Source organism: Streptomyces sp. NPDC096205, from assembly GCF_044763135.1.
GTDB lineage: Bacteria > Actinomycetota > Actinomycetes > Streptomycetales > Streptomycetaceae > Streptomyces.
Genome location: NZ_JBIWFS010000001.1, coordinates 1,062,671 through 1,075,121 on the forward strand (window position 1 = coordinate 1,062,671; position 12,451 = coordinate 1,075,121).

The 12,451-nt window shown below is 70.7% G+C and carries 11 protein-coding genes; 7 read left to right on the top strand and 4 right to left on the bottom strand.

All coding sequences use genetic code 11. The annotated features are described in order from the left end of the window. Position 1 precedes the first annotated feature (1 nt). From ACIQ6Y_RS04770 to ACIQ6Y_RS04790, 5 genes are all read left to right on the top strand, one after another. Complete coding sequence (locus tag ACIQ6Y_RS04770) at positions 2-1,330, top strand: sulfate adenylyltransferase subunit 1 (protein ID WP_404032903.1); 1,329 nt, start codon at positions 2-4, stop codon at positions 1,328-1,330. A 221-nt stretch (positions 1,331-1,551) separates the two neighbouring features. Then, complete coding sequence (locus ACIQ6Y_RS04775; protein WP_404032906.1) at positions 1,552-2,658, top strand: aliphatic sulfonate ABC transporter substrate-binding protein; 1,107 nt, start codon at positions 1,552-1,554, stop codon at positions 2,656-2,658. 35 nt (positions 2,659-2,693) lie between these two features. Then, positions 2,694-3,479, top strand: a complete 786-nt coding sequence (locus ACIQ6Y_RS04780; protein ID WP_404032909.1) for an ABC transporter ATP-binding protein — start codon at positions 2,694-2,696, stop codon at positions 3,477-3,479. After that, positions 3,466-4,377 carry an ABC transporter permease gene (locus tag ACIQ6Y_RS04785; RefSeq protein WP_404032912.1) on the top strand — a complete coding sequence of 304 codons (912 nt, stop codon included), beginning with the start codon at positions 3,466-3,468 and terminating at the stop codon, positions 4,375-4,377. The genes ACIQ6Y_RS04780 and ACIQ6Y_RS04785 overlap by 14 nt, the downstream gene beginning before the upstream one ends. 7 nt (positions 4,378-4,384) lie before the next feature. Continuing rightward, positions 4,385-5,179, top strand: coding sequence for a sirohydrochlorin chelatase (locus ACIQ6Y_RS04790; protein WP_404032915.1), 795 nt, complete (start codon positions 4,385-4,387; stop codon positions 5,177-5,179). On the opposite strand, the gene ACIQ6Y_RS04795 is transcribed toward ACIQ6Y_RS04790, so the two are convergent. Then, the gene (locus tag ACIQ6Y_RS04795; RefSeq protein ID WP_404032917.1) at positions 5,176-6,156 is read right to left on the bottom strand and encodes an ArsR family transcriptional regulator; all 981 of its coding nucleotides are present in this window, start codon (positions 6,154-6,156) and stop codon (positions 5,176-5,178) included. The genes ACIQ6Y_RS04790 and ACIQ6Y_RS04795 overlap by 4 nt on opposite strands. Positions 6,157-6,212: 56 nt before the next feature. Between ACIQ6Y_RS04795 and ACIQ6Y_RS04800 the strand changes: the two genes are divergently transcribed. Beyond that, on the top strand, positions 6,213-7,481 hold the full coding sequence (locus ACIQ6Y_RS04800; protein ID WP_404032920.1) for an MFS transporter: 1,269 nt from the start codon (positions 6,213-6,215) through the stop codon (positions 7,479-7,481). A 59-nt stretch (positions 7,482-7,540) separates the two neighbouring features. Here ACIQ6Y_RS04800 and ACIQ6Y_RS04805 read toward each other — a convergent pair whose 3' ends face one another. From ACIQ6Y_RS04805 to ACIQ6Y_RS04815, 3 genes are read right to left on the bottom strand one after another with little or no spacing between them, the layout of a single operon-like run. Continuing rightward, positions 7,541-8,158, bottom strand: a complete 618-nt coding sequence (locus ACIQ6Y_RS04805; protein ID WP_404032923.1) for a DsbA family protein — start codon at positions 8,156-8,158, stop codon at positions 7,541-7,543. Between the two features lie 49 nt (positions 8,159-8,207). Beyond that, positions 8,208-9,233, bottom strand: coding sequence for a ketopantoate reductase family protein (locus tag ACIQ6Y_RS04810; protein ID WP_404032925.1), 1,026 nt, complete (start codon positions 9,231-9,233; stop codon positions 8,208-8,210). A 12-nt stretch (positions 9,234-9,245) separates the two neighbouring features. Further along, complete coding sequence (locus tag ACIQ6Y_RS04815; protein ID WP_404032928.1) at positions 9,246-9,794, bottom strand: DUF1697 domain-containing protein; 549 nt, start codon at positions 9,792-9,794, stop codon at positions 9,246-9,248. A 352-nt stretch (positions 9,795-10,146) separates the two neighbouring features. On the opposite strand from ACIQ6Y_RS04815, the gene ACIQ6Y_RS04820 reads away from it, so the two are divergent. Then, on the top strand, positions 10,147-12,390 hold the full coding sequence (locus tag ACIQ6Y_RS04820; protein WP_404032931.1) for an MMPL family transporter: 2,244 nt from the start codon (positions 10,147-10,149) through the stop codon (positions 12,388-12,390). Positions 12,391-12,451 lie beyond the last annotated feature (61 nt).

The following is a 12,451-nucleotide window of genomic DNA, read 5'->3' on the forward strand; positions in this document are numbered from 1 at the left end:
CATGAGCACGACCACGGAACTCTCCGAGACGACCCTTCTGCGTTTCGCCACCGCGGGCTCCGTCGACGACGGCAAGTCCACCCTGGTGGGCCGGCTGCTGCACGACTCCAAGTCGGTCCTCGCCGACCAGCTGGAGGCCGTGGAGCGCGTCTCCGCGAGCCGCGGCCAGGAGGCCCCCGACCTGGCGCTGCTCACCGACGGCCTGCGGGCCGAGCGGGAGCAGGGCATCACCATCGACGTGGCCTACCGCTACTTCGCCACCCCGCGGCGCCGGTTCATCCTGGCCGACACCCCCGGGCATGTGCAGTACACGCGGAACATGGTCACCGGCGCCTCCACGGCCGAGCTGACGGTGATCCTGATCGACGCCCGCAACGGCGTCGTCGAGCAGACCCGTCGGCACGCCGCCCTGGCCGCGCTGCTGCGGGTGCCGCACGTCGTGCTCGCCGTCAACAAGATGGACCTGGTGGGCTACCAGGAGGCCGTCTTCGCGGCGATCGCCGAGGAGTTCACGGCGTACGCCACCGAGCTGGGCGTCCCCGAGGTCACCGCGATCCCGATCTCGGCCCTCGAGGGCGACAACGTGGTGGAGCCCTCCGCCCACATGGACTGGTACGGCGGCCCGACGGTGCTGGAGCACCTGGAGACGGTCCCGGTCACCCACGACCTGAGCCACTGCCACGCCCGGCTGCCCGTGCAGTACGTGATCCGGCCGCAGACCGCCGAGCATCCCGACTACCGCGGCTACGCGGGCCAGATCGCCGCCGGCTCCTTCCGCGTCGGCGAGAGCGTGACCGTGCTGCCGTCCGGCCGGGCCACGAAGATCTCCGCCATCGACCTGCTGGGCAAGCCGGTCGACGTCGCCTGGACCACGCAGTCGGTGACCGTCCTGCTGGAGGACGACATCGACATCTCGCGCGGCGACCTGATCGTGCCCAGCAAGGACGCGCCCCCGACCACCCAGGACGTGGAGGCGACCGTCTGCCATGTCGCCGACCAGCCGCTGACCGTCGGGCACCGGGTGCTGATCAAGCACGGCACCCGCACGGTCAAGGCGATCGTCAAGGACATCCCGTCCCGGCTCACCCTCGACGACCTGTCCCTGCACCCGCACCCCGGACAGCTCGTCGCCAACGACATCGGCCGCGTGAAGATCCGCACCGCGGAGCCGCTGCCCGTCGACTCCTACGCCGACTCGCGCCGCACCGGTTCGTTCATCCTGATCGACCCGGCCGACGGCACCACGCTCACCGCGGGCATGGTCGGCGAGTCGTTCGCCGCTCCGGAGCCGGTCAAGGACCGCGCCGAGGACGACGGGTGGGACTTCTGAGCATGAACTCCACCGACTACTACTCGACGTTCGCCAAGGAGGGCGGCCGCATCGGCAGCGGCGCCGTCGGCAGCGGGCAGGGCGGGGTTGCGCGATGTGTGCGCTGACGTACGCGCACCGCATGCGCGCCCGCACCCCCCACGCCAGACGAAGACCTGCCGATCTCCCGGCCACGGCCTGAAGAAACCGTGACCGCCGGGCCAACGAGAGGAACACCTCCCGTGCCTGCCAATTCCGCTCTCCGTCGTACCTTCGCGGTGGTCGCCGCGCTCCCCCTGCTCTCCCTCGCCGCCTGCGGCTACGGCTCCGAGGCCAAGGAGACCCCCGCCCAGCAGAAGGTCGCCGCCGGCGCCGAGAAGATCGACGGCCTCGACTCCGTCAAGATCGGCTACTTCGGCAACCTGACCCATGGCACCGCGCTGGTCGGCGTGCAGAAGGGCTTCTTCCAGAAGGCGCTAGGCGCCACGAAGGCCAAGTACCAGGTCTTCAACGCCGGCCCGTCCGAGATCGAGGCGCTGAACTCCGGCTCGATCGACATCGGCTGGATCGGCCCGTCCCCGGCGATCAACGGCTACACCAAGTCCAAGGGCACCAACCTGCGGATCATCGGCGGCAGCGCGTCCGGCGGTGTGAAGCTCGTGGTGAACCCGGACAAGATCAAGTCGGTGAAGGACGTCGAGGGCAAGCGGATCGCGACCCCGCAGCTGGGCAACACCCAGGACGTGGCGCTGCTCAACTGGATCGCGGAGCAGGGCTGGAAGGTCGACCCGCAGAGCGGCAAGGGCGATGTGTCCGTGGTCCGCACGGACAACAAGGTCACCCCGGACGCCTACAAGTCGGGCTCCATCGACGGCGCGTGGGTGCCGGAGCCGACCGCGTCCAAGCTGGTCGCCGAGGGCGCGAAGGTGCTGCTGGACGAGGCGGACCTGTGGCCGGACAAGAAGTTCGTGATCACGAACATCATCGTGTCGCAGAAGTTCCTCAAGGAGCACCCGAAGGCCGTCGAGGCGGTGCTGCAGGCGTCGGTCGACACCAACAAGTGGATCGACGCCAACCCCGACGAGGCCAAGAAGGCGGCCAACACCCAGCTGGGCATCGACTCCGGCAAGGAGCTCAAGCCCGAGGTGCTGGACCCGGCGTGGAAGTCCATCCAGTTCACCAACGACCCGCTGGCGGCGACCCTCGACGCCGAGGCGCGGCACGCGGTGAAGGCCGGTCTGCTGGAGGACCCGCAGCTGGACGGCATCTACGACCTCACGCTCCTGAACAAGGTGCTCGCGGCCGCGGGCGAGAGCGCCGTCGACGACGCCGGACTCGGCGCGAAGTAAGCCCGTAGACCCACAGTTCCCAGGAGGTGACGACCATGGCCACAGCGATCGCACAGGCCGAGACCGCCGAGTCGGTCGAGCACGCCGCGCGAATCGAGCACGTGTCGAAGTCCTTCGCCGGACCCGCAGGGCAGCAGCTCGTCCTCGACGACATCAGCCTCGATGTCGCGCCGGGCGAGTTCGTCACCCTCCTGGGGGCCTCGGGCTGCGGCAAGTCCACACTGCTGAACCTGGTGGCGGGGCTCGACGCCCCGTCCGCCGGGCAGATCAGCACCGACGGGCGTCCGGCTCTGATGTTCCAGGAGCACGCCCTGTTCCCGTGGCTGACCGCGGGCAAGAACATCGAACTCGCCCTGAAGCTCAGGGGAGTTCCCAAGAACGAGCGGCGCGAGCGGGCCGAGGAGCTGCTCGAACTCGTGCGCCTCACCGGGGCGTACGGCAAGCGGGTGCACGAACTGTCCGGCGGTATGCGCCAGCGGGTCGCGCTGGCCCGCGCACTCGCCCAGGACAGCCGGCTGCTGCTGATGGACGAGCCGTTCGCCGCGCTCGACGCCATCACCCGGGACGTGCTGCACGACGAACTGACCCGGATCTGGGCCGAGACCGGCCTGTCCGTGCTGTTCGTGACGCACAACGTGCGCGAGGCGGTACGGCTGGCCGAGCGGGTCGTGCTGCTGTCCTCGCGGCCGGGCCGGATCGCCCGCGAGTGGCGGGTGGACATCCCGCAGCCGCGGCGCATCGAGGACGCCCCGGTGGCCGAACTGTCCCTGGAGATCACCGAAGTACTGCGTGGGGAGATCCGCCGTCATGGCAAGCACTGAGACGACGGACGCCTCCGTCAAGGACGACGCCCGGCCCGGCGCCGCGCTGGGCGGCCTGGAGGCCGGCCTTGACGCCCTGGAGTCCCAGGCGTCGGGCCGTACGCCCTTCCGCCGCACCTTCCTCGACAAGATCCTGCCGCCGATGGTGGCGGTCGCGCTGGTGCTGGTGATCTGGCAGGCGCTGATCTCCCTGGGCATCGTCGACGACCCGACCAAGCTGCCCTCGCCCGGCGAGGTGTGGGCGGAGGTCGAGAGCGCCTGGCTCCAGGGCACCCTGCTCGACTACATCTGGACCAGTGTCTCGCGCGGTCTGCTGGGCTTCCTGCTGGCGCTCGCGATCGGCACGCCGCTCGGCATGCTGGTGGCCCGGGTGAAGTTCGTGCGCGCCGCGATCGGCCCGATCCTGTCCGGGCTGCAGTCGCTGCCGTCGGTGGCGTGGGTGCCGCCCGCGGTGCTGTGGCTGGGCCTGAACAACTCGATGATGTACGCGGTGATCCTGCTCGGGGCGGTCCCGTCCATCGCCAACGGCCTGGTGTCCGGCATCGACCAGGTGCCGCCGCTGTTCCTGCGGGCCGGCCGCACCATGGGCGCGACCGGCCTCAAGGGCGCCCGGTACGTCGTCATGCCCGCCGCCCTCCCGGGCTATCTGGCCGGTCTGAAGCAGGGCTGGGCGTTCTCCTGGCGCTCGCTGATGGCCGCGGAGATCATCGCCTCCTCGCCGGACCTCGGGGTGGGCCTCGGCCAGCTGCTGGAGAACGGCCGCAACGCCAGCTCCATGCCGATGGTGTTCCTGGCGATCCTGCTGATCCTCATCGTCGGCATCGCGATCGACCTGCTCATCTTCAGTCCGCTGGAGCGGGCGGTACTGCGCAGCCGCGGCCTGCTGGTGAAGGGCTGAGTCCACCATGTCGGTTCTCCTCGTGATCGCCCACGGCAGCCGCGACCCGCGGCACGCCGCGACTGTGCACGCCCTAGTGGAGCGCGTACGGTCGCTGCGGCCGGGGCTGCGCGTGGAGACCGGTTTCCTGGACTTCAACATCCCCTCGGTGCAGGGCGTGCTGGAGTCCCTGGCGGCGGAGGGCGTCCGTGACGTGGTCGCCCTCCCTCTGCTGCTGACCCGCGCCTTCCACGCGAAGGCCGACATCCCGGCCGTCCTGCGGGACGCCCCCCGCGGACTGCGCATCCACCAGGCGGACGTGCTCGGCCCGTCGCCGCTGCTGCTGTCCGCCCTGGAACGCCGGCTGTACGAGGCGGGCCTGAGCCCCGCCGACAAGTCCCGCACCGGGGTCGTCCTGGCCTCGGCGGGCTCCACCGACCCGGAGGCGATCGCGGTGATCGCAGCAATCGCGCGGGAGTGGCGGCACACCGGTTGGTGCGCCGTGCGACCCGCGTTCGCCTCCGCATCCCTCCCCCGCACGGAGGACGCAGTCCGCGAACTCCGCGCCCTCGGCTGCGAGAAGGTGGCCGTCGCCCCGTACGTCCTGGCCCCGGGCTTCCTCCCGGACCGCATCGCGAGGGGCGCACAGGAGGCAGACGTTCTGGCAGAGGTGCTCGGAGAAGCACCAGAGGTCGCTGAGCTCTTGATGGAGCGCTACGACGAGGTAGTTTCTTTGGGGGCTCGGGGAACTGCGCGAACGGCCACGACGGCGCAGCAGCCGCAAGACGACACAGCGCGGCACCTCCTCAGGCGCACCGCCTAACGGCACAACTCGTCCCCCAGCCGCGTCCGCGCATACCGCACGATCCGCCCGCTGCGGGTCCGGTTGAGCAACCCCGCGTCGTAGAGCACTGTCAGGTGCTGACTCACCGCCGACGGCGTAACCCCCAGCCGATGCGCCAGCTCGGTCGTGGACGCCGGTTCACTCAACAGCATGAGCAGCCGGGCCCGAGGCCGACCGAGCAGCCGAACCAGCGCATCACCCGTGACCGGGGGCGGCTCCTCCGACAGAGTCGCCCGCCCCCGAGCGGGATACATGAGCACCGGCGGCCGCGACGGGTCGATCAACGGCTGGGCCCCCCGGGCGAACATCGTCGGCAGCAGCACCATCCCCCGCCCGTCGATGGCCACATCGGTCCAGGGCGCGGGGACGTTGAAGTCCCGCGTGGACAGCCGCAGATGGCTGCCGGTCCAGCTGAGCCGGTGGTCCAGCGCGGGGAACAGCGCGCCCGCGCCCTGCTCGGCGAGCACCCGCCCCCGGTAGGCGAGATCGGCCTCCAGGATGCTCTGCACCCGGGGCCACCAGTCGGCGACCAGACAGGCGTGCCAGTACGCCTCGATCGCGTCCGTGACCCGGACGAGGAAACGGGACGGCTCGGCAAGGCCGCGGGCGACTACGGGCGGCAGCGCCTGGGTACGGTAGGTGGCGCGAAAGTCGGCGACGACGATCGCCTCCGGTGTGGCCCGCACCTGCTCCAGCTGCTCGGCGAAGGACGGCCGGGCCCGCTCCGGCCGCGGCGACAGAAAGTCCGGCACCCACAGCCACGGCGCGACCAGCGCGCTCAGCAGTTCCCGGTCGAGTCCGTCCAGCCGTGGGCGGATGCGCCGCAGCCAGGGCCGGTGGTGCGGATAGCGCGCCGGGTCGCGCAGACAGCGCAGCGAGAACACCGCCTCCTGGAGCGGGGAGTACGCGAAGGAGGTGGTGGCGAGGTCGCCGACGGCGAAGCGGAACTCGATCATTGAGTGCCACGCTAAATCAATGCCGGTGGGCGAGTGCCGCCGGGTTGGCTGTCAGCATGACCACGACACCCACATCGGAGCAGGTCACCCGCGCGGGCGGCCTGCTCCCCACGAACCCCGCCCTGCGCCGCGCCACCGTGCTGACGGCCTTCAACTCCCTCGGCAACGGCCTCTACTTCCCGCTGGGCGTCCTGTACTTCACCAGGATCGTCGGTCTGGACGCCACCGCGGTCGGCGTGGGCCTGACCGTCGCCGGGCTGTTCGGGGTGGCGGCGGGTATCCCCGCGGGCCGGGCCGCCGACCGGTGGGGTGCGCGGCAGGTCGGCTCGCTGCTGTGGGGCGGGACCGGGGTGGCCACGGCCATGTACACGCTGGTGAACTCGTACGCGGCGTTCCTGGCGGCCGTGATCGTGGCGACGGCGTTGCAGATGGCGAGCCGCTCGGTGCTGGGCGCGGTGTACGCGGACGTACTGCCGGCGGCGACACGGGTGGAGGCACGCGCCTATCTGCGGATGATCACCAATGTGGGCATGGGTGTGGGTGGCGCGCTCGGCGCTGTGGCCCTTCAAATCGACACGCGGGCCGCGTATGTGACGGTCATTCTGTTGAACTGTCTGTCGTTCGCGGCGCCTGCCGTGCTGCTGCGCGGGCTGCCGCTGGCCCCGCACGCCCTGGAGCGGGAGCGGTTGACCGAGGACGCGCCCGTCGCCGACCGCTGGCGTGCGGTGCGCGACCTGCCGTACCTGACGGTGACGGTGCTCAACGCCGTGCTGGTCATGCAGTACACGCTGTCCGAGGTCGGGCTTCCGCTGTGGATCGTGGAGCGGACGGACGCGCCCCGCTGGACGGCGGCCCTGCTGATGATCGTCAACTGTGTGCTGGTGGCGCTGCTCCAGGTGCGGGTGGCCCGCACGGCCTCCCAAGTGCCCTCCGCCGTACGGGCGATGGGCTGGGCGGGCCTGCTGCTGGCGGTGGCCTGTGCGGTGTACGCGCTGTCGGCAGGGCTGTCGCCGGTGTGGGCGGTGCTGGCGCTGACGGTGGGCGCGGTGGTGCAGGTGTTCTCCGAGGTGCTGATGGCGGCGGGCGGCTGGACCCTGGGCTACGAGCTGGCCGACTCCCGCGCCCACGGCGTCTACCAGGGCGTGTTCGGGGCCGGCATGTCCGCCGGGATGATGGCCGGCCCGGCCCTGGTCACGGTGACGGCGATCCAGCACGGCACCGCAGGCTGGGCGGTGCTGGGCGTGCTGTTCGCCGTCGCGGGACTGGCGGTGGCCCCGGCGGTGCGCTGGGCGTCGAAGGACACCTGGCGGGGCGAGCCCGCGTAGGGCTCAGAGGTCAGCGATCCGCGTTCAGAGCTCACCGCTCAGCACTCAGCACTCAGCCCTCAGTCGAAGGAGAGGCCGCCGGTGCGGGTGCGCTTCAGCTCGAAGAAGTCGGGCTCGTTCGCCAGCACGCGGAAGCTGTCGAAGAGCCGCGCGGCCCGCTCGCCGCGCGGGATGGCCCGCAGCACGGGGCCGAACCACACCGTGCCGTCGACGTGCAGGGTGGGCGTGCCGACATAGCCGCCGGTCTCCGGCTCCACGCCCGCCTCATGGCTGCGGCGCACGGCGTCGTCGTAGGCCGGGTCGTGCGCGGCGGCCGCCAGGTCGGCGTCGAGGCCGAGTTCGGCGAGTCCTTCGGCGACGACGGCGTCGAAGTCCTTGATCTTGCGCTCGTGGATGCGGGTGCCGAACGCGGTGTACAGATCGCGCAGCACCTTCTCGCCGTGCCGCTCGGCCGCCGCGACGGAGACCCGCACCGGGCCGATCGACTTGTCGACCAACTCGCGGTACCAGTCGGGCAGTTCGTTGCCGGTGTTGTGCAGGTAGAGGCTCATGGCGTGGAACCGCAGGTCGAGCGGGCGCTCGCGCTCGACCTCCAGGAGCCAGCGGGAGGTGATCCAGGCGAAGGGGCAGGCGGGGTCGAACCAGAAGTCGACACGGGTGGGTGATCCGTTACTCATGGTGTCGACCCTAGGGGCCCATTGGTCCAGGATCACGGTCCAATTCGGCTCACTTTCCCTGGTCCACTTCGGCCTCCGCCTTGTCCGCGAGCCGGACCAGTTCGGCCACCGGCAGGGAGCCCGGCTGCCGCCGCTCGCGTGCGAAGGTGTCGGCCAGGTGCTGGAGCAGTTCGTTGAGCGGGGTCGGCACACCGTGCAGGCGGCCCAGGAGCGCGATCTCGCCGTTGAGGTAGTCGGCCTCGATGGTGCCGGTGCCGCGGGCGAGGGACTGCCAGGAGGAGCCACCGCCGCGCGGGGCGCCCTCCAGCGGGACGAGGGTGACCTTGTCCCCGCGTACGGCCCGCTGTTCCTCGGCGCTCGCGCAGGCGATCCCCGCGGCCTCCAGCACGGCCACGGCCTCGGCGCGCACCCTGTCGTACAGCGCCACGGCCTCGTCGCTCGCGACAGGCCCGGTGACGGCCTCCAGGGCGTTGCCGAGGTTGCCGAGGAGCTTGGCGTACTGCCAGCGCGTCACATCCGGCACGACGGGCACCTCGAAGTGCGAGCGCTCCAGGTCGGCGGCGATCCGCCGCGCGGTGTCGTCGGTGCCGTGCGGGAAGCGGCCCAGGTGGAGGATGCCGGTGAGGGGCGTGCCCCCGGCGGAGACGACACCGGGCTCGACGTAGGTGCAGGGCAGCCAGACGCAGACGCCGTACACGCGGCGGAACAGGCGCAGGGCGAGGCGCTGGCTCTCGACGCCGTTCTGGGCGCACAGCAGCGGCAGCCGCTCGGCGGCGGTGCCGCCGCCCGCGACCGGGCGCGGCGCCCACGCGGCGAGCGCGGCGGCGCTGTCCTGTGTCTTGACGGCGAGCACCAGCACGTCGTCGGCCCGCAGTTCGCCGAGCGCGTCGGGGCCGTCGACGGCCGGCAGCCGGTGGGTGCGGTCCCCGTCCGGGGTCATGAGCCGCAGGCCGTGCTCGCGCAGGGCCTCGTGGTGTGCGCCGCGTGCGACGAGGACGACCTCGTGCCCGGCCTGGGCCAGCCGCCCGCCGATGGTGCCGCCGACCGCTCCCGCTCCGATGATCACATAGCGCATGGCCCGAGCCTGTCACGCTTCGGCGGTCAACTCCACGAGTTTCAGTACGGTGTTCCAGTTGCGGCTGGTCCCGATCACGCCCTTGTTCAGGCGGGGGCGGGCGAGGTCGCCGGCCAGCTTGGAGCGGCCGAGGCCGTCGGGGGCGTAGAGGTAGAGGCAGCGGTCGCCGAGGCGGAACTCCTCGGGGAGGTAGGCGTCCCGGTCGAGTTCGGCGAAGCGGTCCTCGGTGACGGGCGCGGAGAAGTAGGTGACGTGGAGCTGCTTGGGCTCCAGGTCGGCGGCCGGGAAGGGACAGGCGTCGGCGACGGCCGTCAGATAGGCGTGGTCGCGCACCAGCACGTCGACGGCGAACCCGAACTGCTTCTCGATCGCGCCGGCCAGTTCGGCGGCGAGCGAATCCTCGTCGCCGTGGTCGGCGGCGAAGACGGCCTGACCGCTCTGGAGGTAGGTGCGCACCCCGTCGTACCCGAGGCCCTCCATGAGTGTGCGCAGTTCCGCCATGGGGACTTTTCTGCTGCCGCCCACGTTGATCCCGCGCAGCAGTGCCGCATACATCGCCATGGACACACCCTAAGGCGGCCGCCGTGCCCCGTGGGGGCGGGCACGGCGGCCTCGCGAAACTCTGGCCGATGGCCGGTCGTGGATCAACACCTACACGCTTCTGTGACTTGTTCAACAAGGTTTCGTAATCACAAACCGGATGTCTGCACCCTGATCACCTTCCCCGAGAAGGTCGAACAGATGTAGGGGGCACTCTCCTCCTCGAAGGGGAGGGAACAGGTATCCGAGCGGATGATCCACCGGTGCCCTACTTCACCGGGCAGCACGACGAGAAGTCCTTATCCAGCCCATACCTTCGAATCGAAAGGTGGCGGCAGGGGGCTGCCACCGCTCACAAGGGGGCAAGCCCGTCATGGCGAACGGACACAGAAGGGTGCGTGGCCTGGCCGCGCGGGCCGGCGGCTGGAGCGCCCGCCATCGATGGGCAGCCGTAGGGATATGGGTCCTGTTCGTCGTCCTGGCGATGGGGCTCGGCTCGGCGGCAGGCATGGTCATGGTCAAGGACAGCGACCAGCTCAAGGGCGAGACGCACACCGCCGCGAAGATCGTCGAGGACGCCGGGATCGACGAGCCGGCCGGTGAGACGGTCCTGATCCAGTCGAAGGACCCCTCGGTCAAGGCCACCGACGCCGAGTTCCGTGCCGCCGTCGACGCGGTGATGAAGGCCGTCGAGGCCACCGGCCGGGTCACCGACGTGAAGTCGCCCTACGACACGGAGACGATCTCCCGGGACGGCCGCAGCGCGCTGGTGCAGTTCGACATGCGCGGGGAGTCCGACACCGCCGGTGAGCGCGTCGAGCCGGTGATGAACGCCGTCGAGAAGGTCCAGCGGGACAACGAGTCGCTGCGGATCGAGGAGATCGGCGGCGCGAGCATGATGAAGACGTTCGACGACGCGTTCGGCGACGACTTCAAGAAGGCCGAGTACTCCGCCGTGCCGGTGGCCCTCGGCATCCTGCTCATCGCCTTCGGTGCCCTGGTCGCCGCGCTGCTGCCGGTGGTGCTGGCGATGACCGCGATCATGGCGACGATGGGCCTGATGGGCATCGCCAGCCATGTCGTGCCGATGGGTGACAGCGCCAGCTCCGTCATGCTGCTGGTCGGTATGGCGGTCGGTGTCGACTACTGCCTGTTCTATCTGCGCCGCGAGCGCGAGGAGCGGGCCGCGGGCCGGGACGCGCAGACCGCGCTGCGGATCGCCGCCGCCACCAGTGGCCGGGCCATCGTGGTCTCCGGTGTCACCGTCTGCGTGGCGATGGCCGGCATGCTGTTCACCGGCCTCGCCGAGTTCGAGGCGATGGGTCTGGCCTCGCTGATGGCCGTGGCGGTCGCGATGGTCGGCTCGGTCACCGTGCTGCCCGCGCTGCTGTCGCTGCTCGGCGAGCGTGTGGAGAAGGGCCGCCTGCCGTTCCTGCGCCGCCGTCGCACCAGCGGCAGCAGCGAGAGCCGCTTCTGGGGCGCCGTCCTCAAGGGCGTCCTGGCCAAGCCGGTCCTCTCGGTGCTGGTGGCCACCGGCGCGCTGCTGGCCGTCGCCGCGCCCGCGGTCGGCATGAAGACCCAGCAGCTCACCCTGGACCAGGAGTTCGGCGACTCGCTGCCCATCGTCCAGACGTACAACCGCCTCAACGATGCCTTCCCCGGCGGCAGCGACCCGGCCGAGGTCGTGGTCAGGGCCGACGACATCAACGCTCCCGAGGTGAAGTCCGCGCTCGCCGACTTCCGTGAGCAGGCGATCAGTTCGGGTGCCTCCCAGGGCCCGGTCGAGATCGAGCTGCACGACGGGCAGAACATCGCCTTCGTCTACGTACCGCTGGTGGGCGGCTCCGACATGGACAAGGCGACCGAGAGCCTGGACAAGCTGCGCGACGAGGTGCGGCCCGCGACGCTGGGCAAGGTCGACGGCGTGGAGGCGCCGATCACCGGTCAGGTCGCCGGTTCCGCCGACTTCAGCGACCAGTTGGTCGGCTCGGTCGTGCCGGTCTTCGTCTTCGTGGTGGTGTTCGCCTTCCTGCTGATGCTGCTCTCCTTCCGCTCGCTGACGATCGCGATCACCTCGATCGTGCTCAACCTGCTGTCGGTGGGGGCCGCCTACGGCATCCTCGTCGCCGTCTTCCAGCACGGCTGGGGTGCTTCGCTGGTGGGCACGGAGGGCGTCGGCGCGATCGTCATCTGGCTGCCGCTGTTCCTGTTCGTGATCCTGTTCGGCCTGTCGATGGACTACCACGTGTTCGTGGTCTCCCGGATCCGCGAGGCCCGGATGCGCGGCCGTTCGACCAAGGACGCGATCCAGCACGGTGTGGTGACCACCGCGGGTGTCGTCACCAGCGCAGCGGTCATCATGGTCGCCGTGTTCGCGATCTTCGGCACGCTGTCCATGCAGTCGATGAAGCAGATGGGCGTGGGCCTGGCGGCCGCGGTCCTCATCGACGCGACGGTCATCCGCGGTGTGCTGCTGCCCGCGGTGATGGCGCTGCTCGGTGAGCGCAACTGGTACCTGCCCAAGTGGCTGAACCGGATGCCCGACCTCACGCACGACGAGGCTCCCGAGGCCTTCGAGAAGCAGGAGGTGAGCGGGGGCGAGCCCGTCCGGGTCTGAACCCCGCACCAACCAGGGCCCGTCGGTTCCTTCGGGAACCGGCGGGCCCTTCGGCGCGTCC

Bases quoted from the DNA above. Each gene is read 5' to 3' on its own strand.
- ACIQ6Y_RS04770 (WP_404032903.1), top strand. From the start codon at position 2: ATGAGCACGACCACGGAACTCTCCGAGACGACCCTTCTGCGTTTCGCC.
- ACIQ6Y_RS04780 (WP_404032909.1), top strand. From the start codon at position 2,694: ATGGCCACAGCGATCGCACAGGCCGAGACCGCCGAGTCGGTCGAGCAC.
- ACIQ6Y_RS04785 (WP_404032912.1), top strand. From the start codon at position 3,466: ATGGCAAGCACTGAGACGACGGACGCCTCCGTCAAGGACGACGCCCGG.
- ACIQ6Y_RS04790 (WP_404032915.1), top strand. From the start codon at position 4,385: ATGTCGGTTCTCCTCGTGATCGCCCACGGCAGCCGCGACCCGCGGCAC.
- ACIQ6Y_RS04795 (WP_404032917.1), bottom strand. From the start codon at position 6,156: ATGATCGAGTTCCGCTTCGCCGTCGGCGACCTCGCCACCACCTCCTTC.
- ACIQ6Y_RS04800 (WP_404032920.1), top strand. From the start codon at position 6,213: ATGACCACGACACCCACATCGGAGCAGGTCACCCGCGCGGGCGGCCTG.
- ACIQ6Y_RS04805 (WP_404032923.1), bottom strand. From the start codon at position 8,158: ATGAGTAACGGATCACCCACCCGTGTCGACTTCTGGTTCGACCCCGCC.
- ACIQ6Y_RS04810 (WP_404032925.1), bottom strand. From the start codon at position 9,233: ATGCGCTATGTGATCATCGGAGCGGGAGCGGTCGGCGGCACCATCGGC.
- ACIQ6Y_RS04815 (WP_404032928.1), bottom strand. From the start codon at position 9,794: ATGGCGATGTATGCGGCACTGCTGCGCGGGATCAACGTGGGCGGCAGC.
- ACIQ6Y_RS04820 (WP_404032931.1), top strand. From the start codon at position 10,147: ATGGCGAACGGACACAGAAGGGTGCGTGGCCTGGCCGCGCGGGCCGGC.